Here is a 24,231-nt window from a genome sequence, read left to right on the forward strand (position 1 = left end):
CGCCCGCATCGCCCAACGCCTGCTCGCCCTAACCGCAGCCATCTGGCACAACCGCGCCACCGGCCAGCCCATCACCCGATCACTGATCGCCTACGACCACTGATCAGTTAGGACTTACTCGTCTAGGCGCGAGGCCCCCGTCCCTGCGACCGGGTCTCCTCCCGGACGGCGTTGATGACCTCCGCGTCCCACCGGTGCGTGCGGATCAGCCGGTACCGCTCCGCCGCCACCCACATGTAGGCCTCGGTCTCGGTGCGGTCGCCGATCATGTCCGCCTGCCGGAGCATCGCGACCACCGGCTGGTACTCGTCGGCGTACCAGCGGCGTGCCACCTCGGCGCGGTCCAGGAACGCGCCGGTGTCCTGCATCAGGCGGAAGCCCCACGCTTCCACGTGCTCGCCGAGCTGGGCGTAGTGCCACGGGTCGGACAGGACCACGGCTGCCCTGGCTTCGCCGGTCAGCGGGACTCGGTCCAGGAACAGGCGGCGGTAGTCCTTCACGATCAGGTCGCCCCGGTAGCGGATGCCGGAGGAGTTGAGGCGGGTGATGACCTGGGTGACGTAGGCGTCGATCACCTCCAGGCCGAGGGCGTGGGCGACCGAGACGCGGTGGTGGCCGTCGATGATGAAGTGGAGTTCGCCGACGCGGTAGACCTCGATCGGGGGGACCGGCTCGCCTCGGCGGGCGGCTTGGGCCAGGCGTTGCCAGCGTTCGCGGACTCTGCCCGAGGTCGGGCGGAAGCGGCGGTCGAAGTCCCTGGTGCGGTCCACGCTGCCGACGATGGAGTCGAGGCGGATGGACTGCAGGCCCAGGCGCTTCTCGGAGGCCATGCCGAGGGCCTCCACCACCTCGTGGAACGGCAGCATGATGTTGACGTCGTCCGGTTCGCGCCGCAGCCAGGTCGCCAGGCGGGACATCACCTGGCTGCGGCGGGCTCGCAGGAAGTCGCTCTCGGCGTCGGCGGCGGGGAAGCCCGTGTCGCGTCTCATCGCCCTACCTCCAGCACCTTCAGGGGGACCACGTTCACCACGCGTGTCGAGCCCACGAGACGGTCCGGGCGCGCGTGGCCGTGCGGGTGGATGTGGCCGTGCAGCATGAGTGACGGTGCCAAGCGCTCGACCAGGGGGTGGAAGCACGCGAAGCCCCGGTGCGGCGCGTCGGGTTCGTCGCCGCAGTCGAGCGGCGGCGAGTGGGTCAGCAGCACGTCCACGCCACGTCCGTCCCGCAGCTTGCGCCACGCCGCCAGGCGGGTCACCCGGCGCGCTCGGCGGGCCTGCTGCCGTTCCGTCCACTGGTTCGGGCCCTTGTTGTAGCGGATCGAACCACCGAGGCCCGCTATGCGCAGCCCGGCCACGTCGATCACGCGTTCGTCCGCGTTCACCGCACCGGTTGGACCTGGCCAGCGGACCGGCACGCCCGCCTTGGTCCAGAGGCCGCGCACGTTCGCGTAGCCGGAGAGGTCGGCGTCGTGGTTGCCGGGGACGAACACCAGCGGCTTGTCGAGCGCGTTGGCCAGGTGTTCCAGGTACTCGAACGGCAGGTCGCCCGCCGCGAGGACCAGGTCCACGTCGTAGCCGTGCACCTGGTCGGTCCACAGCGTCTCGACGACCTCGTCCGCGACCACCAGCACTCGCACCATCAAGCCAGCCTAATCAGGTCCTTCACCACATGACGGGAACGAGCGCTGCCGTTAGCGTGAGCAGCGTGCTTGCCGAGCTGTTCGCCGCAGCCGCCCGCGGCTGCCGCGACCGCAGTCCGCTGACCCAGCGACTCCTCACCGACGCGGCCTACGACCTCGGCAGAGGTGGCGTCACGGCCAGGATCATGGCGGGCTCCGAACGCGACCGGGAAGGCACCGTGCCCGGGCTGCGGTTCGCGGGCGCCGTCCACCGGCTCGTGCTCGAAGGCCGCGCGCCGGCCCTCGCGAAGCACTACCCGTCGGTCGGGGGCAGCCCGCACCTGCCGACGCTCTGGGAGGACGCGCTGCCCGCGCTCACCCAGCACGCCGACCTGCTGCGGCACCGCGTCCAGGCCACGGTCGTGCAGACCAACGAACCCGGCCGCAGCGCGCCGCTCTACGGCGGGTTGCTGGTCGCCGCCCAGGAGGCCGCGAAGGCCGCCGGACGGCAGGTGCCGTTCTGCGTGCGGTTGCTGGAGGTCGGCGCGAGCGGTGGCCTCAACCTGCGTCCGCACCACGTCGGCTACCAGCTTCCGGACCGGGTGCTCGGCGACCCGGACAGCCTGCTGGTGCTGAACCCGGAGTGGACGGGCACGCCGCCGGCCGACCTGGACCACACGCTGCGCGTCGTCGGACGGGCGGGCTGCGACCTCACCCCGGTCGATGTGTCCACAGAGGACGGACGGCTGCACCTCAGCTCGTTCGTCTGGGCGGACCAGCTCGATCGGTGGAACCGCCTCAGGGACGCTCTCGACCTCGCCGCCACCGACCCCGTGAAGGTCGAACGGTCGGCGGGACCCGAGTGGCTCGCGAAACAGCTGGCCCGCGCCGAACGCGACGTGCTCACCGTCGTGTGGCACTCCGTGGTGTGGCAGTACGTCTCGCCCGCGGACCGCGCGATGGGCAGGGCCGTGCTCGCGGACGCCGCCGCGAAGGCGACCCCCACGACACCGTTGGCACTGCTGGTCTTCGAGCCGCGCCGGGCGGCGGACGACGACTACCGGTTCGAACTGCTGCTGCGCCTCTGGCCCGCGGGGATCTCGCTCAACCTCGGCCGCGGGGCAGGCCACGGCACGCCGTTCACCTGGGACGTCACCCCCTGGGAGTGACCACCGGGTTGATCACGTACCGGCCGTCCTGGAACTCCACGGGCAACCGGAACTCCGCGCGCGTGCCGTCGTGCGTGTACTCGACGACGACGGCACCGTCACGGTACGAGCCGCGCTCCACCTGAGCGGACTGGAACTGGTCGGTGGTCGACTGCGCCACGTCCTCGCCGCCGATCGCGAGCAACGGCTGCAACTTGTGGAAGTCGTGTGCCCGCAACGCGTTCGTCACCTCGGAGGCGAGCTCGTCCGGTGACGCGGAGCCCGGTTCCGGCCAGACCGCGATGGAGACGAACACCATCGCGATCCAGGCGACGGGCAGCGCCAGCAACCAGAACCTGATGTTCCTCAGCCGCGCGAGCACGTCAGGGGGTTCCGCTGATCAGCACGAACACGGTGGTGATCCAGCAGAGCAGGAACGCGAGGATCCAGAAGCGGATGTTGGTGAGGATTCTGGTCATGACAAACCTCTTCTACAACGAGCAAAGCGGGCGAAACCGGGACTAAAGCCAGCGATTTCGGCGCAGTATTCGGTAGAGCGTGAGGCAGGCGACCAGGATCAGACTGAGGATCAGCGGGTAGCCGAACCTCCACTTGAGCTCCGGCATGAACTCGAAGTTCATGCCGTACACGCCGACGACCATGGTGGGCACGGAGATGATCGCGACCCACGAGGTGATCTTGCGCATGTCGGTGTTCTGCTGGAGCGTGATCTTCGCGAGCGTCGCGTCGACCAGCGTCGTCAGCAGTTCGTCGAACGCGGTGACGCGCTCGGAGACCTCGGTGAGGTGGTCGTCGACGTCGCGGAAGAACGCGCGCACCTGCTCGGGGATGAGCGGCGTGTAGCCCTCGGCCAAGCGGCGCAACGGGTTCGCGAGCGGCATGACCGCGCGGCGCAGTTCCACGACCTCACGCTTGAACATGTAGATCTGCTCGGCGCTCACCTCGGTGCGCGGCGCGAAGACCCGTTCCTCCATGCGGTCGATGTCGTCCTCGATGTGGTCGGTGACCTCGAGGTAGTTGTCGACGACCTGGTCGGCGATCGCGTGCATCACCGCGGCCGGGCCGATCTCCAGGCGCTCCTCGTCGGCCTCCAGCACGTGCCGCAGCTTGGAGAGCCCGGAGTGGTTGCCGTGCCGCACGGTGATGACGAAGTCCTTGCCCAGGAACACCATGATCTCGCCGGACTCGACGATCTCGTTGGCGGTGTCGGGGTGTTCGTTCGTCACGTAGCGCACGGTCTTGAACACCATGAAGAGCGTGTTGTCGTAGCGCTCCAGCTTCGGGCGCTGGTGCGCGTGCACCGCGTCCTCGACCGCGAGCTCGTGCAGCCCGAACGTCTCGGCGATGCCCTCGATCTGCTCCGCGTCCGGCTCGTGCAGGCCGATCCAGACGAACCCGTCCTTGCGCTTGCGCACCTCTTTGACGGCGTCGGTGTGCGTCCAGCGGCCGGGCAAACGCTTGCCGTCCACGTACACCGCGCAGTCGACCACGTACGCCGACAACGGCACGGGCACGTGCGGGACTTGTCCCACAGGGCCGCGCTGGTTCCCGCGTCCGCGGATCGAGGGCAGGCTGGGCATGGTGAGTTCCTCCAGGTACACACGCCGACGTGAAGTGCGAAAGCACGACGGGCGTCCTGACCGGGTGGAACGGCGGAACGATCCAGAAAGGGATCTAGAGAGCCACCTCGGAGAGGACGCGCCTGGTACTGGCAGGGTGGGGGTCCTTGCTCATTTAGGGGTCCTCACCTCCTCGGGGCGAAGTCACTGGTGGTGGAAATCCTCACACACCGGTTGCCGAGGGTACTCCCTCCGCGTAAAGACTGTCTCCCCACCTGTGGCAGATCTCGATCACACGTAGTTGGAGGCGCGGTGCAGTTCGGTCGGTACTACGAGGAGTTCGAGGTCGGAGCGGTCTACAAGCACTGGCCCGGCAAGACGGTGACGGAGTACGACGATCACCTGTTCTGCCTGCTCACGATGAATCACCACCCGCTCCACATGGACGTGAACTACGCGGAGAACACGACGGACTTCGGCAAGAACGTCGTCGTCGGCAACTACATCTACTCGTTGCTGCTGGGCATGTCCGTGCCCGACGTCTCCGGCAAGGCGATCGCCAACCTGGAGATCGAGTCGCTGCGGCACGTGAAGCCCACGTTCCACGGTGACACGATCTACGGTGAGACCGAGGTGCTCGACAAGACGCCGTCCAAGTCGAAGGACGACAGGGGCGTCGTCTACGTGGAGACTCGCGGCTACAAGCAGGACGGCACGGTCGTGTGCATCTTCAGGCGCAAGGTCATGGTGCCGAAGCAGTCCTACGGCGAGGCCCGCGGTGGCGAGCAGCCTGGACGCCCTGAACCCAAGGAGTGAAGTGACTTCTCTGGACCTGGCACAGCAGCGACTCAGAGCGTTCGCGGAGGAGGCTTCGGCCACCTCGCCGCTCTACGAGCACCTGGCGTCGCGTGCTGCCGCCGATCCGGAGGTCGCCGGCCTGCTGACCGCCGCCGGTGAGGAGAACGCCTCGGGCGAACTCCTGCTGGCGGCGGCGCACCGGCTCGTGCAGGCCGAGCCGTTCCACCAGCTCTCGAACTACTACCCGTCGCTCGGCGGCACCTATGGCGCGGACGAGAGCACCTGGCCGTTGTTCCGGGACTTCCTGCTGGAACGTGCCGAACGCGTCCGCGCGCTCGTGAGCACCCAGGTCGTGCAGTCGAACGAGGTGCGGCGCGCGGCCCTGCTCTACCCGGCCGTCGCGGCGGCGGCGAAGCAGGCCGGCGGGCCGATCGGGCTCGTGGAGGTCGCGACGACCGCGGGCCTGCTGCTCGGGCTCGACCAGTACTCGTACCGCTACCAGACCGCGGAGGCGGGCCAGGTCGTCGCCGGCCCCGCCAAGGCCGCGCTGGGCCTGCACTGCGCGCTGGAGCTCGCACCGGGCGCGGCGCTGCCGAAACTGCCCAAGACGGTGAAGGTGGCCGCGAAGGCGGGCATCGGGGTGGCACCGGCCGACCTGGCCGACGAGGACGCCTACGCGTGGCTGGAGGCGTGCGTGTGGGCCGACCAGCCGGAGCGGCTGCGGCTGTTCGGGGTGGCGGCCGGGGTGCTGCGCAAGAACCCGCCGCGCCTCGTGGCCGGCGACCCGGTCGCGGACCTCGCGAAGGCCGTCGAGCCGATCGACGTTCCGCTGGTCTTCCTCTCCAGCGGCTCGGGACTGGACCTCACACCCGCTTTGTCCGCATTGGGGAAGGATGTCTGGTGGGCCGCGCACGAGGACGGTGAGCTGCGCCTCATCCGCGTCGGTGAGTCAGGCGTGCAAGTGACCACTCTGGCCACCACCGAGGCCCACGGGCAACGTCTCGTTTGGCGTTGAACGTTTCCCCGATCGCGTGAACCCTGATCAGGCCCTGGGCAGGCAGTTCCACTCGGAGAGCGCTTCCACGAGCCCTTCGGTGGTCGGAAGTGTGTCCAAGGTCGCACTGTCGACCCAAGCGACATCCGATGCGTCGTCGCCCGCTCGGAGCACACCCGACGTGACCTGGCATTCGTAGTCGAAGATCGCGTAAACCCCGTTCGGGGCCGGTCGCTCAACGGAGCCGACCAGGCGACTGACGGTGACGGAGAGTCCCGTCTCCTCCAGCAGTTCCCTAGTCACGGCCGCCTCATCCGTCTCATCAGGCTCCACGCGCCCGCCTGGTATCGACCACATGCCCTCACCAGGCGGGTTGGCGCGTCGCACGAGCAGGAGTCGCCCAAAAGAGTCATGAACGATGGCTCCGACGCAACGGATCGTGCGCTTGCTGCTGGCGTTCACGATCACGAAGCGTAGTCACACTGGAATGGCGGTGCTGTCCGCTACCCCGGCTGCGGTACAAATCTCCCAAGGTGCTGAATCGTGCTGTACAACGGTCACGAACGGCGCCAAACGGGTGCGACGCGGACGGGGTGGACACCGTGAACTTGAAGAAGATTCTCACTTTCGCTGGAATCGCCTTGCTGCTGTTCTTCTTGATCGCGGAGCCCCAGCAGGCGGCCCAACTCGTGCAGAACATCCTCAACTCGCTGCGCACCGCGGCCGAGGCTCTGATCACGTTTGTGCGTTCCGTCTTCTAGTCTGGTACCAGCCACCCGCGCGGTGGCCTGGAGCAGGTCTTGGTACCAGGAAGGGCTGGTAGCGCATGTTCGCACCTCGTGATCCGGACGACTACCTGCTGTCGAGCGAGCGTCGGGTCATCCGGGTGCGCAGGCACTGGTCCTACCTGATCTGGGACGTCCTGGAGGCGGCGGCGCTGCTCGCCGGCTTCATGATGATCTCGTACCTGCTCCCGGCTGACGCTGGCGTGATCCAGAACGTGCTGTGGTACGGGGCGCTGCTCGTGTTGCTGCGCCTCTCGTACTTCATCATCGAGTGGTGGGTGGAGCGCATCGTCGTCACCGACAAGCGCTTCATGCTGACCTCGGGCGTCTTCGAGACCAAGGTCGCGATGATGCCCATCAGCAAGGTCACCGACCTCACCTACGAGCGCACGGTGGGCGGGCGCATGCTCGGTTACGGCACGCTCATCGTGGAGTCCGCAGGTCAGATCCAGGCGCTGAACCGCCTGGAGTTCCTGCCGGACCCCGAAGAGGTCTACGACGCCATCTCGGAGCTGACCTTCGGCGACAAGAAGGCCCAGGCCGAGCGCTTCTCGATGATCAAGGCCCAGCGCGCCGCGCGCGGCAAGAAGATGGTCCCGTAACACGGGTCGTTCACCACGTCGTCCACACTGGACGACGTGGTCATCGATCTGCACACCCATTCGTCCGAGTCCGACGGCACCGACAGCCCTGCCGAGCTGGTGAGGGCTGCGGCGCAAGCCGGGCTCGACGCGGTGGCGATCACCGACCACGACACGGCGGCCGGCTGGGCCGAGGCGGTCGCCGCCCTGCCCCCTGGTCTGCGGCTGGTCCGCGGGGCCGAGCTCTCGTGCTCGTCGCCGGACGGCTACGGCCACACCATCACCGTTCATCTGCTGGCGTACCTGTACGACCCCACGCACGCCATGTTGATGAAGGAGCAGTCACGCCTGCGTGAGGAACGGCGCTCGCGACTGCAGAAGATGGCCGAGATGATGCAGGCCGACGGCTTCCCGATCGACCCGGTCGACCTGATGGCGCGCCTGCCGTTCGACGCGCCCGCCGGCCGTCCCCACCTCGCCCAGGCCCTGATCCGCGCCGGGGTGGTGTCGTCGGTGGACGAGGCCTTCGCGACGTTCCTGACCGGCGGCCAGTACTACGTCGGGCGCACGGACACCCCCGTCGAGCGCGCGATCGAGATGATCACCGAGGCGGGTGGGGTGACCGTGCTGGCGCACCCGTTCGCCCGGTCCCGCGGCCCCGTGGTGGCGCCTGAGGTGGTCGCCTCGCTGGCTGCCGCCGGTCTGGCCGGTGTGGAGGTGGACCACCCGGACCATGACGCCGAGACGCGGCGGTCGTTGCGCTTGCTGGCCGATCAGCTGGGGTTGATCGTCACCGGGTCGAGTGACTACCACGGGACGAACAAGACGGTGCGGCTCGGCGCGGAGACGACGGCACCGGAGATGCTGGATGCTCTGGCGGAGAAGGCGACCGGAGCCAAGATCCTCGTCGGGTAGGGCGGTGGTGCGGTGTTCAACGTGCGGCTGTTCATCGAGGCCTCGATCACGTTGCTGGTGATCATGGACCCGCCGGGCACCGTGCCGGTGTTCCTGGGACTGGTGGGCCGCAAGTCCCGCGAGGCGCGCAAGCGGGCCGCGCGGCAGGGCGTGCTGGTGTCGTTCCTGGTCATCACGCTGTTCGCGGTCGCAGGCAACTCGATCCTCGCCTACATGCACATCGGCATCCCCGCTCTGCAGGGTGCAGGCGGGTTGCTGCTGTTGCTGATCGCCCTGGACCTGCTGACGGGCAAGGGCGCGACCAACCACCCCGAGGTGGAGGACGTGAACATCGCCCTCGTGCCGCTGGGGACACCGCTGCTGGCCGGACCGGGCGCGATCGCCGCGACCATCGTGTTCGTGCGCCAGGCCGACGGTGCCTGGGGCTCGTACTTCGCCCTGGCCGCGGCGATCGTGGCCGTGCACCTCGTGCTGCTGGGAACCCTGCGGTCCGCCGGCCTGCTGATCAAGGTGTTCAAGGAGAGCGGCATCCTGCTGATGGCCAAGATCGCCGGCCTCCTGCTGGCCGCGATCGCCGTGCAGCTGGTCGCGTCGTCCGTGCAGGGCTTCATCGCGTCGGGCGTCTAACGCTCGATGCGCGCTTCGTCCCCGTCGATGACGATCGGGCGTTCGATGAGGCTCGGGTTGGCGACCATGTGCGCGATCCACTTGGCGCGGTCGTGTTCGAGCGTCCTGGGGTACGCGGCCTCCTTGGTGCGCGCGATCTCCCAGGGCTCCTTGCCGAGGAGCTCGAGGACGTGGTCGAGCTCCTCCGCGGTGGGCGGGTCCTCGAGGTAGCGCCGTTCGGTGTAGTCGGCGTTCGTCTCGTCGAGGCGCTGCTTGGCCGCACGGCTCTTCGAGCAGCGCGGGTTGTGCCAGATCTCCATGCCCCTCATTTTCTGTCAGGGGTGGTGAGTAACTTGGTTGGGGTGGAACAACTCGGCTTCGACTTCGGCACCGCCGCACCGCGCCGGCTGGTGCGCGTCACGCCCGCGAAGCTCTCGACGTGGACGGACTGCCCGCGCCGCTACCGGATGACGTACCTGGACCGTCCGTCGCCGCCCCGGGGTGGGGCCTGGGCGCACAACACCCTGGGCGCGGTGGTGCACAACGCGCTGAAGGCCCTCTTCGACCTGCCTGCTGACCGTCGTACGCCTGACCAGGCGGTGGCGTTGGTGGGGCGGCAGTGGAAGTCGGACGGGTTCCGGGACGTGGACCAGGCCGCCGAGTATCGGGGGCGGGCTCAGTCGTGGGTGCACGACTACGTCTCTTCGCTGGACGTCGACTTCGAGCCGCTGGGGGTCGAGCGGTGGGTGTCGTCTCCCACCGAGCGGATCGTGGCCGAGGGGCGCGTCGACCGGATCGATTACCGCGACGGCGAGTTGGTCATCGTCGACTACAAAACCGGTCGGCACGTGCTGACCTCCGATGATGCTCGCGGGTCGCAGGCCTTGGCCTTGTACGCGTTGGCAGCTCGGCGGACGTTGCGGAAGCCGTGCCGGAGGGTGGAGTTGCATCACCTGCCGTCCGGGTCGGTTGCCGTTTGGGAGCACACCGAGGAGTCGTTGGGGCGGCATGTTCGGCGGGCTGAGGAAGCTGCCGATGAGATCGACCTGGCTACGGAGACCTTGAAGGCCGGTGGGGACCAGGAGGTCCTGTTTCCGCCGGTGGTGGGGCGGCAGTGCCAGTGGTGCGATTTTCGGCGTAGTTGTGCTGAGGGGCAGGCTGCTGTTCCTCCGTTGGAGCCTTGGGATCTGTTGGCACCGTAAGCGGTTTCGAGCCAAGACCTTGACGAGCTTCGGTTTCGTCATCGCCGCTTCGCGACGATGGGGATTGGGGCTTGACTTCGGGGCCCTTGCGAGGCGTTGGTCGTCCGGAAAAGGCCGGGCTGAAAAGCGCCCGGCCGATCCGCGAGGGGTAGCACCTCGCACCCGAAGTCAAGCCCCACTCCCACGCGTACGTGGCTGGGTTTGTGCTGGCACGTCACCGATACCGGCTGGACGGTGTAGCCAAGACGGTCGGCTCGCCTGCGGCATCGCGTGCAGTGGGCGTTGTCTTCGGCCAAGAGGTACGGACGCCTCGGCTGCCGAGCGCTCACCTCACCTCGCCGTGCTGTCCCTCCGCTCGCAGGCCCCTCTGAGTCCAGCGCCTCCCACCTCGGCGGGAACCAGCGCCGCGGTCGTGCGTCTGCCTACTGTGGCGGCTGTGGGTCCTGGCTCGGGGAGCTCGGGCCCTGACTGGCTGGATCCGGGCGGACCCGTAGGGTGGCGGAGGTGGAAGTGGACGTGGCTGAGCGGCCCTCGCGGGTCTTCGGGTTTCTGCGCGCTGTGAGCGGGGTGCTCGCGGTGGGCCTGGTGCTGCTCGCCCTGGGGAACATCGGCGTCCAGTTCTACGCCAACACCCGTGACCTGCCCGGGCCCGGCACGGTGTCCGTGGTGGCGCACGTGGTGGCCGCCGTGCTGGTCGTCGGCGCGCAGATCGCCGCCGATCGGTACGCCGATTGGCGGGCTCCGGTGGCTTCGCTCGGGGTCTTCGTGGTCGGTGCGGCCACGTTGTGGACGTTCTGGTGGGCCTAGGGTGCTGCCAGTCGCCTGAAGAGTGGGCACCTGCCCGTGGTGCTGATCGCCGAGGGTCTCCGCGCCGGGCTGGGTGCTCCGTCCACAAGGGACGGAGTGGGCGAGTGGACCGCGACAGCGCGAAGAAGTCGTGCGCGGCACGTCGCCACGACCCGTGCGGCACGAGCGGGAGATGCGGGTCGGCCTGCGGGCCGCTCGGAACGGCGTGGCCGGCGTTCTAGGACGTCAGCCAGGCCCGCCACGTCGGCAGCAGCGTGGCGATGAGTTCCAGCGGCGCCTCGGTGTTCGGCGAGTGCATGACGCCCGGCAGCACGGCGAAGTCCGCGTCGAGGCGTTCGGCCATGTCGCGCTGGGCGGCGGGTGTCCACGCGTCGTCGGCGTCACCGCACACCACCAGGCAGGGGATGCCGGACGAGCGCAACGTGCGGGCGAGCTTCGCCACCTGGTCCGGCTCGTAGCGCAGGCCGTTGGCCATGCCGAGCAACGCCGCGGCGGGCGAGGCCAGGAACCGGTTGCGGTAGAAGTCCTTCAGCTCCTGCGGCAGTGCCGCGTAGGCCGGGTCCTGGTGCGAGCGCAGTTCGTTCAGCTTCTGCGTGCCCGCCACGCCCTGCTCGGCCAGCACGTGCTCGCCGACCTCCAGCACCGTGCGGCGATCGCCCGCGGGCAGTTCGGACGGGCCGGACGACATCAGCGTCAGACCCGCGATCGGCGCGCCGGCGAACACCGCCGCCCGCACCACCAGGCCGCCGTAGGAATGGCCCAGCAGCAGCACTTTCCGGCCGTCCGCCGCGATCTTCCCGATCAGCTCGGCGAGCACCGAACCGAGCGGCGCGGGGCGGTAGAGCGCCTCGTCGTCGGGGCCGTCGGAGTCCTGCTGGCCCGGCAGGTCGATCGCGACGACCTCGAACCCCGCGTCCGCGATCGGGTCGACCATCGGCGCGAAGTCCTCTTTGGACCCCGTGTACCCCGGCACGAGCAGCGCGGTCGTGCGCATCGCGTCGTCGCCCATCGCGGGCGCGCGCAGCGCCGCGATCGTGCCGTAACGGCCCGGGAAGTCGACGCGTTGCGCCCGGTGCGGGCTGATCTGCGAGTACACGAGCTGAACTATCGCAGCGCGACCAGGGTTTCGCCACGCTGCTCGAGCACGACGGGACCCGCTGTGGCGAGTTGCACAGGGCCGGTGTGGCCCTCGCGGTTCACCCGGAACGTGCCGACGACGGCGCCCGTGGCCTGTTCGAACACCCGCAGCCCGTCCTTGACCGGGATGAGCGCGCGGCCCGCGAGCGTGGTGCCCGCTCCCAGCGTGTCGTTGGCGGTCCACAGTGGAGTGAGCGTCTCCAGCGACAGCGAGACCGTGCGCGATCCCGTGAACCAGAAGGCGTTCGTCTTCGTCGTGAACACGCGCGACACGTGGTTCGGCGGGTCGGTGAAGTCCGACTCCGGCACGTCGATCGGGGCCTCGTTGATCTGGTTGCCGGTCTCGGCGTCGTAGACCACGACCCGGCTCGGGTTCGGCACGGCCACCGCGACGAGCTTCTCGGTGATGGCCACGACCTGGGCGTTCTTCGCGCCGGTGACCGAGCTGCCGAACACCTTGGGCTCGTCGGACTTGTCGGGGTTCGGCTTGAGGATCGTCACGCGGTCGGACGCGTCCTCCGGGCAGCGCTCGATCATCGCGAACTTGCCGGTCGTCACGGCCACCGAACCGTAGGTGCAGCCGACCCGCGGCTGCTTGTTCGGGTTCACGATCGCGCGCAGGCCGCCGTACTCGAGCGACCGCACCAGGTCGTCGCGCCGGTAGACCTCGACGAACTTCGACCCGGTCGTGATCAGGTGCGAACCCTCGTTGAGCAGCGCCGTGCCGGTCTCGGCGTCCCCGTTGCGCTGGGCCCGCCGCTCGCCGGTCACGCCGTCGAGCGAGGTGAGCTCCGAGCAGTTCGTGCCCTTGGAGTAGAGCGCCATCGCCCGGCCCCACGCCGTGCTGACCGTGCACAACGGCAGGTCGCGCGAATACGTCCACCGCACGTCCCCGGTCAGCGGGTCGCGACCGTGGACCTCGCCACCGGTGCCGGTGACGACGGTCGACGGCTTCTCCTCGCCGGTCTCCTTCGACGCGGTCTGCACGACCACGGGGGAGAGCGTCGCACCGCTCGGCGCCCGCCAGACCTCGGCGAGCGACGGCGGCAGGTTCGCCACGTCGGGCAACTGCTCGAACGATGACGGCCCGGTGACCGACGTCGTGGCGCGAGCATCGCTGAACGCCCAGGTCAGCACGGACGCGGTGATCGACACCACGGCGATCAGCGCGACGGCGATGAAGTCGGCGCGCGTGCGCCAGGACCGGGCGGGCGGGCGGTCCCCGACGGGCGCCGCGCTCTCGTGCGCGGGCTCGTCGAGGACGTCCTCGACCTCGGTGACGTCGGAACCGGGGGACGACATGGTGATCAGTCTGCCGAAGGAGCGGCCTGTTCGGCAGAGGTTCGGCGACGCCGGCGCCTGCGGGGCTTGTCGGAGGCGGCCTTCTCGGCCCCTTCGGGCGCGCTGACCTGGGTCTGCTCGTCACCCTCCTGCGTCACGCCTGCCCGGCTGCGCGTGCGCGACCGGGTCCGCTTCGGGCGGGTCTCCTCCGCCGCCTCCGGCGCCTGGCCCTCGCCGGAGCGGGTGGAGCCGGTGCGACGGCGGCGCTTGCGCTTGCCGGTGTCGAGCTGCTCCTCCTCTTCGGCGTCGAGGCCCGCGCGGGTGCGGTGGCTGAGCGGCAGCCTGCCCGTCGAGCCGGACGGGATGTCCAGGTCGTAGAACAGGTGGTCGGACGTGGAGTACGTCTCCACCGGCAGCGGCGCGCCGAGGCCGAGCAGGTCGTTGACCGATGCCCAGCGGTGCGTCTCGTCCCAGTCGACGAACGTGACCGCGACGCCCGTGCGCCCGGCACGGCCCGTGCGGCCGATGCGGTGGACGTAGGTCTTCTCGTCCTCGGGGCACTGGTAGTTGATGACGTGCGTCACGTCGTCGATGTCGATGCCGCGCGCGGCGACGTCGGTGGCGACCAGCACGTCGACCTTGCCGTTGCGGAACGCCCGCAGCGCCTTCTCGCGAGCGCCCTGGCCCAGGTCGCCGTGCACGGCGGCCGCGGCGAACCCGCGTTCGGTCAGGTCGTCGGCGACCTTCTGCGCGGTCCGCTTGGTCCGCGCGAACACCATCGTCAGACCCCGGCCGCGGGCCTGCAGCGCGCGGGCCAGCATCTCCGGCTTGTCCATCGAGTGCGCGCGGTAGACGAACTGCGAGGTGTTCTCGTGCGTCTGGCCGGCGTCGTTCTCCTCGGCCCGGATGTGCGTCGGCTGGTGCAGGAACGTCCGCGCCAGCGTGATGATCGGGCCCGGCATGGTCGCGCTGAACAGCATCGTCTGCCGCTCGTCGGGGACCATGGTCAGGATGCGCTCGATGTCGGGCAGGAAGCCCAGGTCGAGCATCTCGTCGGCCTCGTCCAGCACCAGCATGCGGACCTTGCCGAGCACCAGGTGGCGCTGCTCAGCGAGGTCGAGCAGGCGGCCGGGCGTGCCGATGACGACGTCCACGCCCTTGCGCAGCTGGGCGATCTGCCGCTCGTAGGGGATGCCGCCGTAGATCGCGGCGACCTTCAGGTCGAGGTGCTTGCCGGCGTCGGTGAGGTCGTGCGCGACCTGGAGACACAGCTCACGGGTGGGCACGACCACCAGGGCCTGCGGGGTGCCGTCACCGGGCGTCTCGACGCGGTGCAGCAGCGGCACGCCGAACCCGAGGGTCTTGCCGGTGCCGGTGCGCGCCTGGCCGATGACGTCGTCACCCGCGAGCGCGATGGGGAGCGTCAGCTCCTGGATGGCGAAGGTGCGTTCGATGCCGGCTTCGCTGAGCGCCTTGACGATCTCGTCGCGCACTCCGAGCTCGGCGAACGTGGGGGAGGTGGGTTGCACCGGGGCGTCTGCCAGCAACGGGTGCGACATGTCTTCTTCGACGACTCCGGCCTCGCTGTGCTCCAGGAGGACCGGGTCCAGATGTGCTTCTACTTCAGCGGTCAGGGTGATCAGCCTCTCTCGTACCAAGCGCGTACGAGCCCTGGCCGGGCCTCTCGACCGCGCTTGGGAAGCAGCTGCGGGAAAGGTGTACGCGCACCATTTCGTGCGCCTCGCGGCGGTTCGTCACACTCGTCACGCCGGGCGCTGAGGCCATTCTACCTGCCCAGACTCATTTGACCACTAGAGTTCGGTCTCATGGGTGTTGCGGAGGGTGTTGTCGATCTTCTGGGAGCGGTCGCGTATGGCGAGCTCTCGGCCTTCGACCGGATGACGGAGGACTCGCGCTCGGCGCCGACGCTGGCCGGGCGTGCCGCGCTCGCGCAGATGGCCGCCGCCGAGATCGGTCACTTCACGCTGTTGCAGAAGCACCTCGCCACCGAGGGCATCGCCATCGAGGACGCGATGGCGCCGTTCGTGAAGGGCTTCGACGCGTTCCACGAGTCGACGAGCCCCAAGTCGTGGCTCGAGTCGCTGGTGAAGGCGTACGTGGGGGACGGGCTCGCGGCCGACTTCTACCGCGAGGTGGCGACGTGGCTCGACGAGCCGACGCAGGAGCTCGTGCTCCACGTGCTCGCCGACACGGGTCATTCGGCGTTCGCTGAACGCGAAGTCCAGGCCGCCGTCGAGGCCGATCCGCGGGTGCGCGACCGGCTCGCGCTGTGGGGCCGGCGGCTGCTCGGAGAGGCGTTGACGCAGGCCCAGTACGTGGTGGCGGAGCGGGACGGCCTCTCGGAACTGATCATCAGGGGGTCCGGGGACCTCGCCGGGATCGGTCAGCTGTTCCGCCGGCTTCAGCAGTCGCACGCGCGGCGCATGACGCAGCTGGGTCTCGGCTAGGTAGGCTCGGGCCTAGATTTTTCTCTTGAGCACGGAGGTCAGCGTGGAGGTCAGGATCGGCGTCGCCGACAGCGGGCGGGAACTCGTCGTGACCAGTGAGCTCAACCCGTCCGAGGTCGAGGCCCTGGTCGCGGACGCGGTGTCCGGCAAGTCCAGCGTGCTGTCGCTGGTGGACGCCAAGGGTGCGCGGTTCGTCGTGCCCGCTGGCCGCGTCGCGTACGTGGAGATCGGCCCGCAGGACTCGCGCAAGGTCGGGTTCGGCGCCTGAGACGGCTAGCAACGAGGAGGGCCCCGGTCATCGCGACCGGGGCCCTTCCTTTTTGAGAACGGCGCAGTATCGGACAAGGTCGGCGAGCTCGCATCCCGGTTCCCCAAGAGCGTCGCCTGAAGCGGTGAATGCGCTGGTAGAGGTAGGTTTGCGCACCTAGCGTGACGGAGTCGTCACGCTGCTGAGGAGTGCTATGCGCGCCGCCCTGCTGGCCTTGTTGCTCGTGGTTTCGGCAACGACCTTCTCGCTGCCCGCGCAGGCGTACCAGTCGCACGCGGCCGGGTCGTGGTCCTCGTCGTCGGGGCTGCCCGCGACCAACGCCTCCGCGCGGTCGACGCTGTCGTCGGGTACGCAGGTCACGGCGTCGGTGTCCGGCGCGAACCTGCGGCTGACGACGTTGAACTCGCCTCCGGGCGACCGGAACGCGGTGCCCGGCAACTTCCGGCCGCAGATCCCCGCCTCGACGGCCCTGATCGGCCTGACGGCGGCGGCCGCCGGGTGCGCCGCGTTCGTCGACTGCTTCAACCGCGGCACGCTGACGTTCTCGTTCAACCGGCCGGTGCGCGACCCCGTGCTGCACATCGCGGGCAGCGGCGCGACCGTCGGCAACACCGGCAGCACCCACGTCGCGCACACCCTGACCTCGGGCGGGGTCACGCTGAGCGGGCCGCTCGACGGCGCGGTGAACATGACGATCGGGCAGAACGGCACCCGCATCGAGGCGCCCAACCGCAACCTCAACGTCCAGTGCAACCTCAACGGCGCGAGGCAGGCCTCCGCGTCGTGCGGCAGCGTGAAGCTCAACGGCACCATCAGCTCCGTGAGCTTCCAGGTCGACATGCTCACCAACAGCAGCACGGCGACCGACGACTTCTACGTCGCCGGCGTGTCCGTGGACGAGGACTTCGGCGACGCCCCGGCGAGCTACGACACCGGCGGAGCGGCGAGCCACACGATCAGCGATCTCGTCCTGGGCTCGGGCGTGTCGGCGGACAACCCGGCGACGATCAACACCGGCACCGTCGCGCCGAGCCCGAAGGCCGTGGCGGCGGGCGCGGACAACAACCTGCCCAACGGCGACGACCTCGACGACGGCGTGGCGGCGTTCCCGCGCCTGGCCAGGTCGAACGCCGGCGAGGACTACTCGGTCGCGGTGAGGCTGTCCGGGGCCTCGCAACCGGGCCGCGTCTGCGCGTGGATCGACTTCAACGGCAACGGCACGTTCGACGCCAGCGGCAACGAACGCGCCTGCACGGACTTCGGCGCGGGCGCCACCTCGGTCACGATCACCTGGAAGATCCCGGGAAGCATCAAGTGCGGCACCACCTACGCGCGGTTCCGGGCGAGCTACAACCTCGACCAGGTGCGCAACGAGAAGGGCCTCGCGGACAGCGGCGAGGTCGAGGACTACCGCCTGCCGGTCGAGTGCCTCGACATCAAGAAGTCCACGACCAAGACGACGGCGAACCCCGGCGAGCAGGTGCCGTACACGGTCACCATCACCAACTCCGGCGCCACCGACGTCACCGGGCTGAGCGTGTCCGACGACCTCACCCAGGTGCTCGACGACGCCACGTTCAACGGCGACCAGGCCGCGACCTCGGGCTCGATCTCCTACACCGCCCCGAAACTGACGTGGTCGGGTGACATCGGCAAGGGCCAGACCGTCACGCTCACCTACTCCGTGACGGTCCAGAACCCGATCACCGGCGACCACCAGCTGCGCAACGTCGTGGTCAGCAGCGCCGGCAACTGCCTCGCCGGCTCGACCGACCCCGACTGCTCGACCACGGTGAACACGCCAGGCTTGAAGATCGAGAAGTCGGTCGACCGCCAGGCGGCCAACCCCGGCGACACCGTGCGGTACACGGTCAAGGTCACCAACACCGGCAAGACGCAGCTCGACGCGATGTTCGTCGACGACCTGACCAAGGTGCTCGACGACGCCACCTGGGGCAGCGCCACGGCTTCGAGCGGCACGGCGAACTTCGCCTCCCCGAAGCTGACGTGGAACGGCGCGCTGGCCGTCGGTGCGTCCGCGACCATCACCTACACCGTCGTCGTCACCGGCAACGGCGACAAGCAGCTCACCAACGTCGTCACGTCCGAGACGCCCGGCAACAACTGCGTGCCGAGCTGCACGACCGACACCCCGGTGTCCGGCATCAGCTTCGAGAAGAAGGCCGACAGGCAGTCGGTGAACCCCGGCGAGACCGTGACCTACACCGTCACCGTCACGAACACCGGCAAAACCCCTTGGCAGGGCGCCACCTTCACCGACGACCTGGCGCGCGTGCTCGACGACGCCGAGTGGGTGTCGGCGCAGGCCTCGTCCGGCACCGCCGAGTTCGTGTCGCCGAAGCTGACCTGGACCGGCAACCTGCCGATCGGCGGCTCCGCGACGGTCACCTACATGCTGCGCGTCACCAACCCGGTCAAGGGCGACTTCCAGCTGGACAACGCGATCACGTCCACGACGCCCGGCGGCAACTGCCCGCCGGGCTCGACGGATCCGAAGTGCGGCACGACCACGCCGGTCGCGGGCCTGAAGATCGAGAAGGCCGTCGACCGGCAGTCCGCGAACCCCGGCGACACCGTCACCTACACGGTCAAGGTCACCAACACCGGCAAGACGACCCTGAACGCCACGTTCTCCGACGACCTCTCGAAGGTGCTCGACGACGCCGACTGGATCGGCACCAGCGCGGGCACGTTCACCTCGCCCGTGCTGACCTGGACCGGTTCGCTCGCGGTCGGCGGCTCGGCGACCGTCACGTACACGGTCAAGGTCACCGGCAAGGGCGATCACCAGCTGGACAACGTGATCACGTCGTCCACGCCCGGCAACAACTGCCCGGCGGGCTCGACGGACGCGGACTGCCGCACCTCGACGCCGGTCTCCGGGGTGGAGATCACGAAGGAGGTCGACCGGCGGTCAGCGAACCCCGGCGACACCGTGAAGTACACGGTCACCGTCCGCAACACCGGCAAGACGCCGCTCGACGCCTCGTTCGCCGACGACCTCACCCAGGTCCTGGACGACGCGACCTGGGGCAGCGCGACGGCTTCCGCCGGCACCGCGAACTTCGCCGCGCCGACGCTGACCTGGAACGGCGCTCTGGCGGTCGGCGAGTCCGCGACGGTCACCTACACCGTCGTCGTGACCGGCAAGGGCGACAAGCAGCTGACGAACGTCGTGACGTCCGAGACTCCTGGCAACAACTGCGTGCCGAACTGCACGACGACCACCCCGGTGTCCGGCGTGGAGTTCGAGAAGGCGGTGGACCGCGAGTCGGCCAAGCCCGGCGACGTCGTCAAGTACACCGTGACCGTCCGGAACACCGGCAGGACCCCGGTGGCGGGCGCGACCTTCACCGACGACCTGTCGAAGGTGCTGGACGACGCCGAGTGGGTTTCCGCCGACGCCTCAACGGGTTCCGCCACGTTCGCGTCGCCGAGGCTGACCTGGACCGGTGACCTCGCGGTCGGCGGCACCGCCACCGTCACCTACACCGTGAAGGTCGGCGACCCGCAGGACTTCAAGCTGGACAACGTGATCACGTCCACCACGCCCGGCGCCAACTGCCCCGGCGGGGACAGGTGCTCGACCAGCACGCCGATCGCCGGCCTGCGGATCGAGAAGTCCGACGACCGCGACCAGGTCGTGCCGGGCGACACCGTGACGTACACGATCAAGGTCACCAACTCCGGCCAGACCGTCCAAACGGGAGCGTCGTTCACCGACGACCTGACGCAGGTGCTGGACGACGCGCGCTACAACGACGACGCGCAGGCCACGGTCGGTGCCGTGACGCTGGTGTGGCCGCGCCTGGAGTGGAAGGGCGACCTGCCGATCGGCGGCACCGCCACGATCACCTACACGGTGACGGTGAAGAACCCGAACCCCGGCGACAAGAAGCTCAACAACAAGATCACCTCGGACACGCCGGGCAACAACTGCCCGCCGGGCTCCAAGGACCCGTCGTGCAGCACCGAGACGCCCGGTCGTGAACTGACGATCGAGAAGAAGACCGATCGGCAGGCCGCCAACCCCGGCGACACCGTGACCTACACGCTGACGATCACCAACACCGGTCAGGTGCCGCTGGCCGGGGAGAAGGTGACCGACGACCTGTCCGGCGTGCTCGACGACGCCACCTGGGTGTCCGGGCAGGCCACGCCGGGCACCGTCGCGCTGGTCGCGCCGACGCTGACGTGGACCGGTGACCTGGCGATCGGAGCCACGGCGACCGTCACGTACGTCGTGCGCGTCGACGACCCGATCAAGGGCGATCACAAGCTCGTCAACCGGGTCAGCACCGAGGTGCCGGGCAACTGCCCGCCGGGCTCCACCGATCCGAAGTGCTCGACCACGACCCCGTTGCCCGGCATGGAGATCGTGAAGACGGTCGACCGGAAGTCGGCGAACCCCGGCGACACCGTCACCTACACCGTGACCGTGCGGAACACCGGCCAGACCGAGCTGAACGCCTCGTTCCGCGACGACCTGACCGAGGTGCTGGACGACGCGACGTGGGGCGGCACGAGCGCGGGCACGTTCACCTCGCCCGTGCTGACCTGGAACGGCGTGCTGCCGATCGGCGGGTCGGCGACGATCACGTACACGGTCGTCGTGACCGGCAAGGGTGATCACGAGCTGACGAACGTCGTCACGTCCGACACGCCCGGCAACAACTGCGTGCCGAACTGCACGACCACGACCCCGGTCTCCGGCGTGGAGATCAAGAAGACCGCGGAGCCCGCGTCGACCAAGCCGGGCGATGTCGTGACCTACACCGTCACCGTGCGGAACACCGGCAAGACGGTGCTCGACGCGTCGTTCCGCGACGACCTGACCGGCGTGCTGGACGACGCCACGTGGGTCGGCACGAGCGCGGGTGTGTTCGTCGCTCCGGTGCTGACCTGGTCCGGGCAGTTGGCGGTGGGCGCTACGGCGACCGTCACGTACACGGTCAAGGTGACCGGGGCCGGCGACAAGCGGCTCAAGAACGTCGTGACGTCCGAGACGCCCGGCAACAACTGCGCCGACGGCTGCACGACGGACACGCCGGTCGCGTCGCTGAAGCTCGTGAAGAAGGCCGATCCGGCCACGACGAAACCCGGCGACGCCGTCACGTACACGGTGACGATCACGAACACCGGCCAGACCGTCCACAGTGGAATTTCGGTGTCCGACGACCTGAGCGGTGTGCTGGACGACGCTTCGTGGAACGGTGACCAGGCGGCGTCGGCTGGGTCGGTGTCGTTCGCGGCACCTCGCCTGACCTGGACCGGCGACCTCGCCGTGGGTGCGGCGGTGACGGTCACGTACTCGGTGAAGGTGACGGGTGCGGGGGACAAGCGGCTCAAGAACGTCGTGTCGTCGGAGACCCCCGGCACCGACTGCTCCGAGGGCTGCACGACCGACACCCCCGTGGCAGGACTGGAGATCGTGAAGAAGGCCTCGCCGGCGAACCCGCTGCCCGGTGACACCGTGACCTACACGGTGACCGTGAAGAACACCGGCCAGACCGCGCAGAACGCCTCGTTCCGCGACGACCTGACCGGCGTGCTCGACGACGCGACCTGGAACGGCGACGCGGCGGCGACCGTGGGCGAGGTGGCGTTCGCGGCACCGGCGCTGACGTGGAACGGTGCGCTGCCGATCGGGTCGCAGGCCGTGATCACGTACTCGGTCGAGGTGACCGCGGCCGGCGACCACCGCCTGAACAACGTCGTCACCTCCGACGACCCCGGTGGCAACTGCCCTCCGGGTTCGACGGACCCGAAGTGCTCGACGTCGACGCCGTTGCCGGGCATGGAGGTCAGCAAGTCCGTCGACGTGAAGTCGGCCAAGCCGGGCGACACCGTCACGTACACCGTGACCGTGCGGAACACCGGTCAGACCGAGCTGAAGGGCGCGTCGTTCTCCGACGACCTCACGAAGGTACTGGACGACGCGAACTGGGGTGGCGCGAGCGCGGGCACGTTCACCTCACCCGTCCTGACCTGGACGGGCGATCTGGCGATCGGTGCCGTGGCCGAGGTGAAGTACACCGTCGTCGTGAAGAACGCGGTGACCGGGGACTTCAGCCTCGACAACGTGGTGACGACCACTACGCCGGGTGGGAAGTGCGTCGACTGCGCGACGTCCACGCCGATCGCCGGGTTGAAGCTGGTGAAGACTTCTTCCTCGGCGTCCGCCAAGCCCGGTGACGTCGTCGAGTACACAGTCGTGATCACCAACACCGGCCAGACGGTCCACAGTGGAATCACCGTCACCGACGACCTGAGCGGTGTGCTGGACGACGCGACCTGGATCGGCACGAGCGCGGGCACGTTCACGTCACCGAAGCTGACGTGGACCGGCGACTTGGCCGTGGGTGAGTCGGTGACGATCACTTACTCGGTGAGGGTCACCGGCGACGGCGACAAGCGGCTCAAGAACGTGGTGACGTCGGACGTTCCCGACACCGACTGCGCGGACGGCTGCACCACGGACACCCCGATCGCCGGCTTCCAGATCGTGAAGAAGGCGGACCGGGCCGAGGCCAAGCCGGGCGAGAAGGTCACGTACACGATCGTCGTCACCAACACCGGCGCCACGCTGCTGCGCGACGCCGAGTTCGTGGACGACATGACCGAGGTGCTCGACGACGCGACCTACAACGGTGACGCGGCTTCGACTTCGGGGCTCGCCGTGTACGCCGCGCCGCGGTTGACCTGGAGGGGCGACCTCGCTCAGGGCGCGTCCGCGACGGTCCGGTACTCGGTGACCGTCACGAGCGAGGGCGACCTGCGGCTGAAGAACGTCGTCACCTCCGACACCCCCGGCTCGAACTGCCGCGAGGGCTGCGCGGTCGAGGTGCTGGTGCCGCGGCTGGAGATCGTGAAGAAGGCCGACACGACCTCCGCGAAGCCCGGCGACCTCGTCAGCTACACCGTCACGGTGACCAACACCGGCCAGACGGTGCTGGCGCCCGCCACGTTCGTGGACGACCTGAGCGGCGTGCTGGACGACGCGTCCTTCGTGGACACGACCGCCGGGACGTTCCAGTCGCCCAAGCTGACCTGGTCCGGTGAACTCGCGATCGGTGCCACGAAGTCGGTGACGTACCGGGTGCGCGTGAACGACCCGCCGACCGGCGACTTCAAGCTGCGCAACGTGGTCACGTCGGACACGCCGTCGAACTGCCCTGAGCGGTGTGGCACGGAGACCCCGGTGTCCGGGCTGGAGATCGTGAAGAAGGCGGATCGGGCGCAGGCCGGGCCAGGTGACCGGATCACCTACACCGTGACCGTGCGGAACACCGGCCAGACACCGGTTTCCGCATCGTTCACCGACTCCCTGGCCGACGTGCTGAAGCACGCGCGCTGGGGCGGCACGGACGCGGGCACGTTCACCTCGCCCGTGCTGACCTGGTCCGGCGAGCTGGCGGTCGGTGGTTCGGCGACGGTCACCTACTGGGTGACCGCGTCGGGTGCCGGTGACCTGCGCAACGTCGTCACCTCGGACGTGCCGGGCTCGAACTGCAAGCCCGGCGGGTCCGATCCCCGCTGCTCCGCGACCGTGAAGGTGCGGGAGGACTCACCGATCGCCTGGACCGGTTTCCCGGCGTTGCCGTTGGCGGCGTTCGGTCTGATCCTGGTCCTGGGTGGTGTGCTGCTGAGGCGCCGCGCCTAGTGCTCGGCGGGTTCCTCGATCTTGTAAGGCGGAGTGGAGATGCCACCGACCCGGTAGCGGCCCCACGGGTCCTGGTCGGTGAGCGTCCCCTCCGCCTGCCCGGTGGGGGTGCGCAGCAACGCGGACCGCGCGCCCCCTTCGACGCGGCTGGTGACGTCGTCGTTCTTCTTCACGCGGCCGTACCAGTGGTAGCGGCCGTCGATGGGCTGGAAGTAGCCCCGCAGTTCGACCTCGACGGCCACTTCCTCGGAGCCGAACACGAGCGTGGCGGCGCCGGTGTAGCCCTCTTCGTCGTGCTCGTGCTCGCTCATCAGTCCACTCCAATTCGGCGGTTTTCTTCGAGTAGGTGAGGATTCGAT

General features: G+C 69.1%; 22 protein-coding genes and 1 pseudogene. 13 read left to right on the forward strand and 10 right to left on the reverse strand.

Annotated elements, in window-relative coordinates:
- Positions 1-103, forward strand: a pseudogene (locus QSK25_RS41415) (IS982 family transposase); the annotation flags it as partial.
- Positions 104-122: 19 nt separating this feature from the next.
- On the opposite strand, the gene QSK25_RS41420 reads toward QSK25_RS41415, so the two are convergent.
- Positions 123-989, reverse strand: a complete 867-nt coding sequence (locus QSK25_RS41420; protein ID WP_285646784.1) for a ParB N-terminal domain-containing protein — start codon at positions 987-989, stop codon at positions 123-125.
- A complete protein-coding gene (locus tag QSK25_RS41425) occupies positions 986-1,639 on the reverse strand; it encodes a metallophosphoesterase family protein (protein ID WP_285646786.1) in 654 nt (217 codons plus the stop codon). The genes QSK25_RS41420 and QSK25_RS41425 overlap by 4 nt, the downstream gene beginning before the upstream one ends.
- A 56-nt stretch (positions 1,640-1,695) precedes the next feature.
- Between QSK25_RS41425 and QSK25_RS41430 the strand changes: the two genes are divergently transcribed.
- Positions 1,696-2,787 (forward strand): DUF2332 domain-containing protein, encoded by a 1,092-nt coding sequence (locus QSK25_RS41430; protein ID WP_285646787.1) that lies wholly within the window; start codon positions 1,696-1,698, stop codon positions 2,785-2,787.
- Here the strand turns inward: QSK25_RS41430 and QSK25_RS41435 are convergent.
- Both QSK25_RS41435 and corA read right to left on the reverse strand, forming a co-directional pair.
- Positions 2,771-3,148 carry a hypothetical protein gene (locus tag QSK25_RS41435; RefSeq protein ID WP_285646788.1) on the reverse strand — a complete coding sequence of 126 codons (378 nt, stop codon included), beginning with the start codon at positions 3,146-3,148 and terminating at the stop codon, positions 2,771-2,773. The genes QSK25_RS41430 and QSK25_RS41435 overlap by 17 nt on opposite strands.
- A gap of 139 nt (positions 3,149-3,287) precedes the next feature.
- Positions 3,288-4,367, reverse strand: coding sequence for a magnesium/cobalt transporter CorA (corA, locus tag QSK25_RS41440; RefSeq protein WP_285646790.1), 1,080 nt, complete (start codon positions 4,365-4,367; stop codon positions 3,288-3,290).
- A gap of 291 nt (positions 4,368-4,658) precedes the next feature.
- Between corA and QSK25_RS41445 the strand changes: the two genes are divergently transcribed.
- Together QSK25_RS41445 and QSK25_RS41450 are read left to right on the forward strand one after the other, a co-directional pair.
- The gene (locus QSK25_RS41445; protein ID WP_090099673.1) at positions 4,659-5,162 is read left to right on the forward strand and encodes a MaoC family dehydratase; all 504 of its coding nucleotides are present in this window, start codon (positions 4,659-4,661) and stop codon (positions 5,160-5,162) included.
- 1 nt (position 5,163) lies between these two features.
- Positions 5,164-6,159 (forward strand): DUF2332 domain-containing protein, encoded by a 996-nt coding sequence (locus tag QSK25_RS41450; protein WP_285646793.1) that lies wholly within the window; start codon positions 5,164-5,166, stop codon positions 6,157-6,159.
- Positions 6,160-6,186: 27 nt separating this feature from the next.
- Here the strand turns inward: QSK25_RS41450 and QSK25_RS41455 are convergent, their stop codons facing one another.
- Entirely contained in the window at positions 6,187-6,600 is a 414-nt protein-coding gene (locus QSK25_RS41455) for an NUDIX hydrolase (RefSeq protein ID WP_285646794.1), read from the reverse strand.
- A 140-nt stretch (positions 6,601-6,740) separates the two neighbouring features.
- Between QSK25_RS41455 and QSK25_RS41460 the strand changes: the two genes are divergently transcribed.
- The 4 genes from QSK25_RS41460 (at position 6,741) to QSK25_RS41475 (ending at position 9,046) form a co-directional block, all read left to right on the forward strand.
- Entirely contained in the window at positions 6,741-6,899 is a 159-nt protein-coding gene (locus tag QSK25_RS41460) for a hypothetical protein (RefSeq protein WP_169746024.1), read from the forward strand.
- Between the two features lie 65 nt (positions 6,900-6,964).
- Positions 6,965-7,525, forward strand: coding sequence for a PH domain-containing protein (locus tag QSK25_RS41465; protein ID WP_285646795.1), 561 nt, complete (start codon positions 6,965-6,967; stop codon positions 7,523-7,525).
- A gap of 36 nt (positions 7,526-7,561) precedes the next feature.
- Positions 7,562-8,419 carry a PHP domain-containing protein gene (locus QSK25_RS41470; protein WP_502881949.1) on the forward strand — a complete coding sequence of 286 codons (858 nt, stop codon included), beginning with the start codon at positions 7,562-7,564 and terminating at the stop codon, positions 8,417-8,419.
- Between the two features lie 12 nt (positions 8,420-8,431).
- Positions 8,432-9,046 carry a MarC family protein gene (locus tag QSK25_RS41475; RefSeq protein ID WP_285646796.1) on the forward strand — a complete coding sequence of 205 codons (615 nt, stop codon included), beginning with the start codon at positions 8,432-8,434 and terminating at the stop codon, positions 9,044-9,046.
- Here the strand turns inward: QSK25_RS41475 and QSK25_RS41480 are convergent.
- Positions 9,043-9,345 carry an ArsC/Spx/MgsR family protein gene (locus QSK25_RS41480; RefSeq protein ID WP_285646798.1) on the reverse strand — a complete coding sequence of 101 codons (303 nt, stop codon included), beginning with the start codon at positions 9,343-9,345 and terminating at the stop codon, positions 9,043-9,045. The genes QSK25_RS41475 and QSK25_RS41480 overlap by 4 nt on opposite strands.
- Positions 9,346-9,387: 42 nt before the next feature.
- On the opposite strand from QSK25_RS41480, the gene QSK25_RS41485 reads away from it, so the two are divergent.
- Together QSK25_RS41485 and QSK25_RS41490 are read left to right on the forward strand one after the other, a co-directional pair.
- Positions 9,388-10,227 (forward strand): RecB family exonuclease, encoded by an 840-nt coding sequence (locus tag QSK25_RS41485; protein ID WP_285646799.1) that lies wholly within the window; start codon positions 9,388-9,390, stop codon positions 10,225-10,227.
- Between the two features lie 504 nt (positions 10,228-10,731).
- A complete protein-coding gene (locus tag QSK25_RS41490) occupies positions 10,732-11,034 on the forward strand; it encodes a hypothetical protein (RefSeq protein WP_285646800.1) in 303 nt (100 codons plus the stop codon).
- Positions 11,035-11,251: 217 nt separating this feature from the next.
- Here the strand turns inward: QSK25_RS41490 and QSK25_RS41495 are convergent, their stop codons facing one another.
- Genes QSK25_RS41495 through QSK25_RS41505 form a run of 3 tightly spaced genes read right to left on the reverse strand, consistent with a single transcriptional unit; the run spans position 11,252 to position 15,011 of the window.
- Positions 11,252-12,130 carry an alpha/beta fold hydrolase gene (locus QSK25_RS41495; RefSeq protein ID WP_285646801.1) on the reverse strand — a complete coding sequence of 293 codons (879 nt, stop codon included), beginning with the start codon at positions 12,128-12,130 and terminating at the stop codon, positions 11,252-11,254.
- Between the two features lie 8 nt (positions 12,131-12,138).
- Positions 12,139-13,473, reverse strand: a complete 1,335-nt coding sequence (locus QSK25_RS41500; RefSeq protein WP_285646803.1) for an Rv3212 family protein — start codon at positions 13,471-13,473, stop codon at positions 12,139-12,141.
- Between the two features lie 5 nt (positions 13,474-13,478).
- Positions 13,479-15,011, reverse strand: a complete 1,533-nt coding sequence (locus QSK25_RS41505; RefSeq protein WP_285646804.1) for a DEAD/DEAH box helicase — start codon at positions 15,009-15,011, stop codon at positions 13,479-13,481.
- Positions 15,012-15,278: 267 nt separating this feature from the next.
- On the opposite strand from QSK25_RS41505, the gene QSK25_RS41510 reads away from it, so the two are divergent.
- From QSK25_RS41510 to QSK25_RS41520, 3 genes are all read left to right on the forward strand, one after another.
- Positions 15,279-15,920 carry a ferritin-like fold-containing protein gene (locus tag QSK25_RS41510; protein ID WP_285646805.1) on the forward strand — a complete coding sequence of 214 codons (642 nt, stop codon included), beginning with the start codon at positions 15,279-15,281 and terminating at the stop codon, positions 15,918-15,920.
- Positions 15,921-15,963: 43 nt separating this feature from the next.
- On the forward strand, positions 15,964-16,188 hold the full coding sequence (locus QSK25_RS41515; protein ID WP_285646894.1) for a DUF3107 domain-containing protein: 225 nt from the start codon (positions 15,964-15,966) through the stop codon (positions 16,186-16,188).
- 193 nt (positions 16,189-16,381) lie between these two features.
- Positions 16,382-23,872: a DUF7927 domain-containing protein gene (locus QSK25_RS41520; protein ID WP_285646806.1), complete on the forward strand. Its 7,491-nt coding sequence runs from the start codon at positions 16,382-16,384 to the stop codon at positions 23,870-23,872.
- Here the strand turns inward: QSK25_RS41520 and QSK25_RS41525 are convergent.
- Positions 23,869-24,183 (reverse strand): DUF4873 domain-containing protein, encoded by a 315-nt coding sequence (locus tag QSK25_RS41525; RefSeq protein ID WP_285646807.1) that lies wholly within the window; start codon positions 24,181-24,183, stop codon positions 23,869-23,871. The genes QSK25_RS41520 and QSK25_RS41525 overlap by 4 nt on opposite strands.
- Between the last annotated feature and the right edge of the window lie 48 nt (positions 24,184-24,231).

The sequence above is a fragment of the Lentzea sp. NBRC 102530 genome (assembly GCF_030269365.1).
In the GTDB taxonomy this organism is placed as follows: Bacteria; Actinomycetota; Actinomycetes; order Mycobacteriales; family Pseudonocardiaceae; genus Lentzea.

Coding starts and splice junctions, on each gene's coding strand:
- QSK25_RS41510 (WP_285646805.1), top strand. CDS start 15,279: ATGGGTGTTGCGGAGGGTGTTGTCGATCTTCTGGGAGCGGTCGCGTAT.
- QSK25_RS41420 (WP_285646784.1), bottom strand. CDS start 989: ATGAGACGCGACACGGGCTTCCCCGCCGCCGACGCCGAGAGCGACTTC.
- QSK25_RS41505 (WP_285646804.1), bottom strand. CDS start 15,011: ATGTCGCACCCGTTGCTGGCAGACGCCCCGGTGCAACCCACCTCCCCC.
- QSK25_RS41525 (WP_285646807.1), bottom strand. CDS start 24,183: ATGAGCGAGCACGAGCACGACGAAGAGGGCTACACCGGCGCCGCCACG.
- QSK25_RS41500 (WP_285646803.1), bottom strand. CDS start 13,473: ATGTCGTCCCCCGGTTCCGACGTCACCGAGGTCGAGGACGTCCTCGAC.
- corA (WP_285646790.1), bottom strand. CDS start 4,367: ATGCCCAGCCTGCCCTCGATCCGCGGACGCGGGAACCAGCGCGGCCCT.
- QSK25_RS41520 (WP_285646806.1), top strand. CDS start 16,382: ATGCGCGCCGCCCTGCTGGCCTTGTTGCTCGTGGTTTCGGCAACGACC.
- QSK25_RS41465 (WP_285646795.1), top strand. CDS start 6,965: ATGTTCGCACCTCGTGATCCGGACGACTACCTGCTGTCGAGCGAGCGT.
- QSK25_RS41480 (WP_285646798.1), bottom strand. CDS start 9,345: ATGGAGATCTGGCACAACCCGCGCTGCTCGAAGAGCCGTGCGGCCAAG.
- QSK25_RS41425 (WP_285646786.1), bottom strand. CDS start 1,639: ATGGTGCGAGTGCTGGTGGTCGCGGACGAGGTCGTCGAGACGCTGTGG.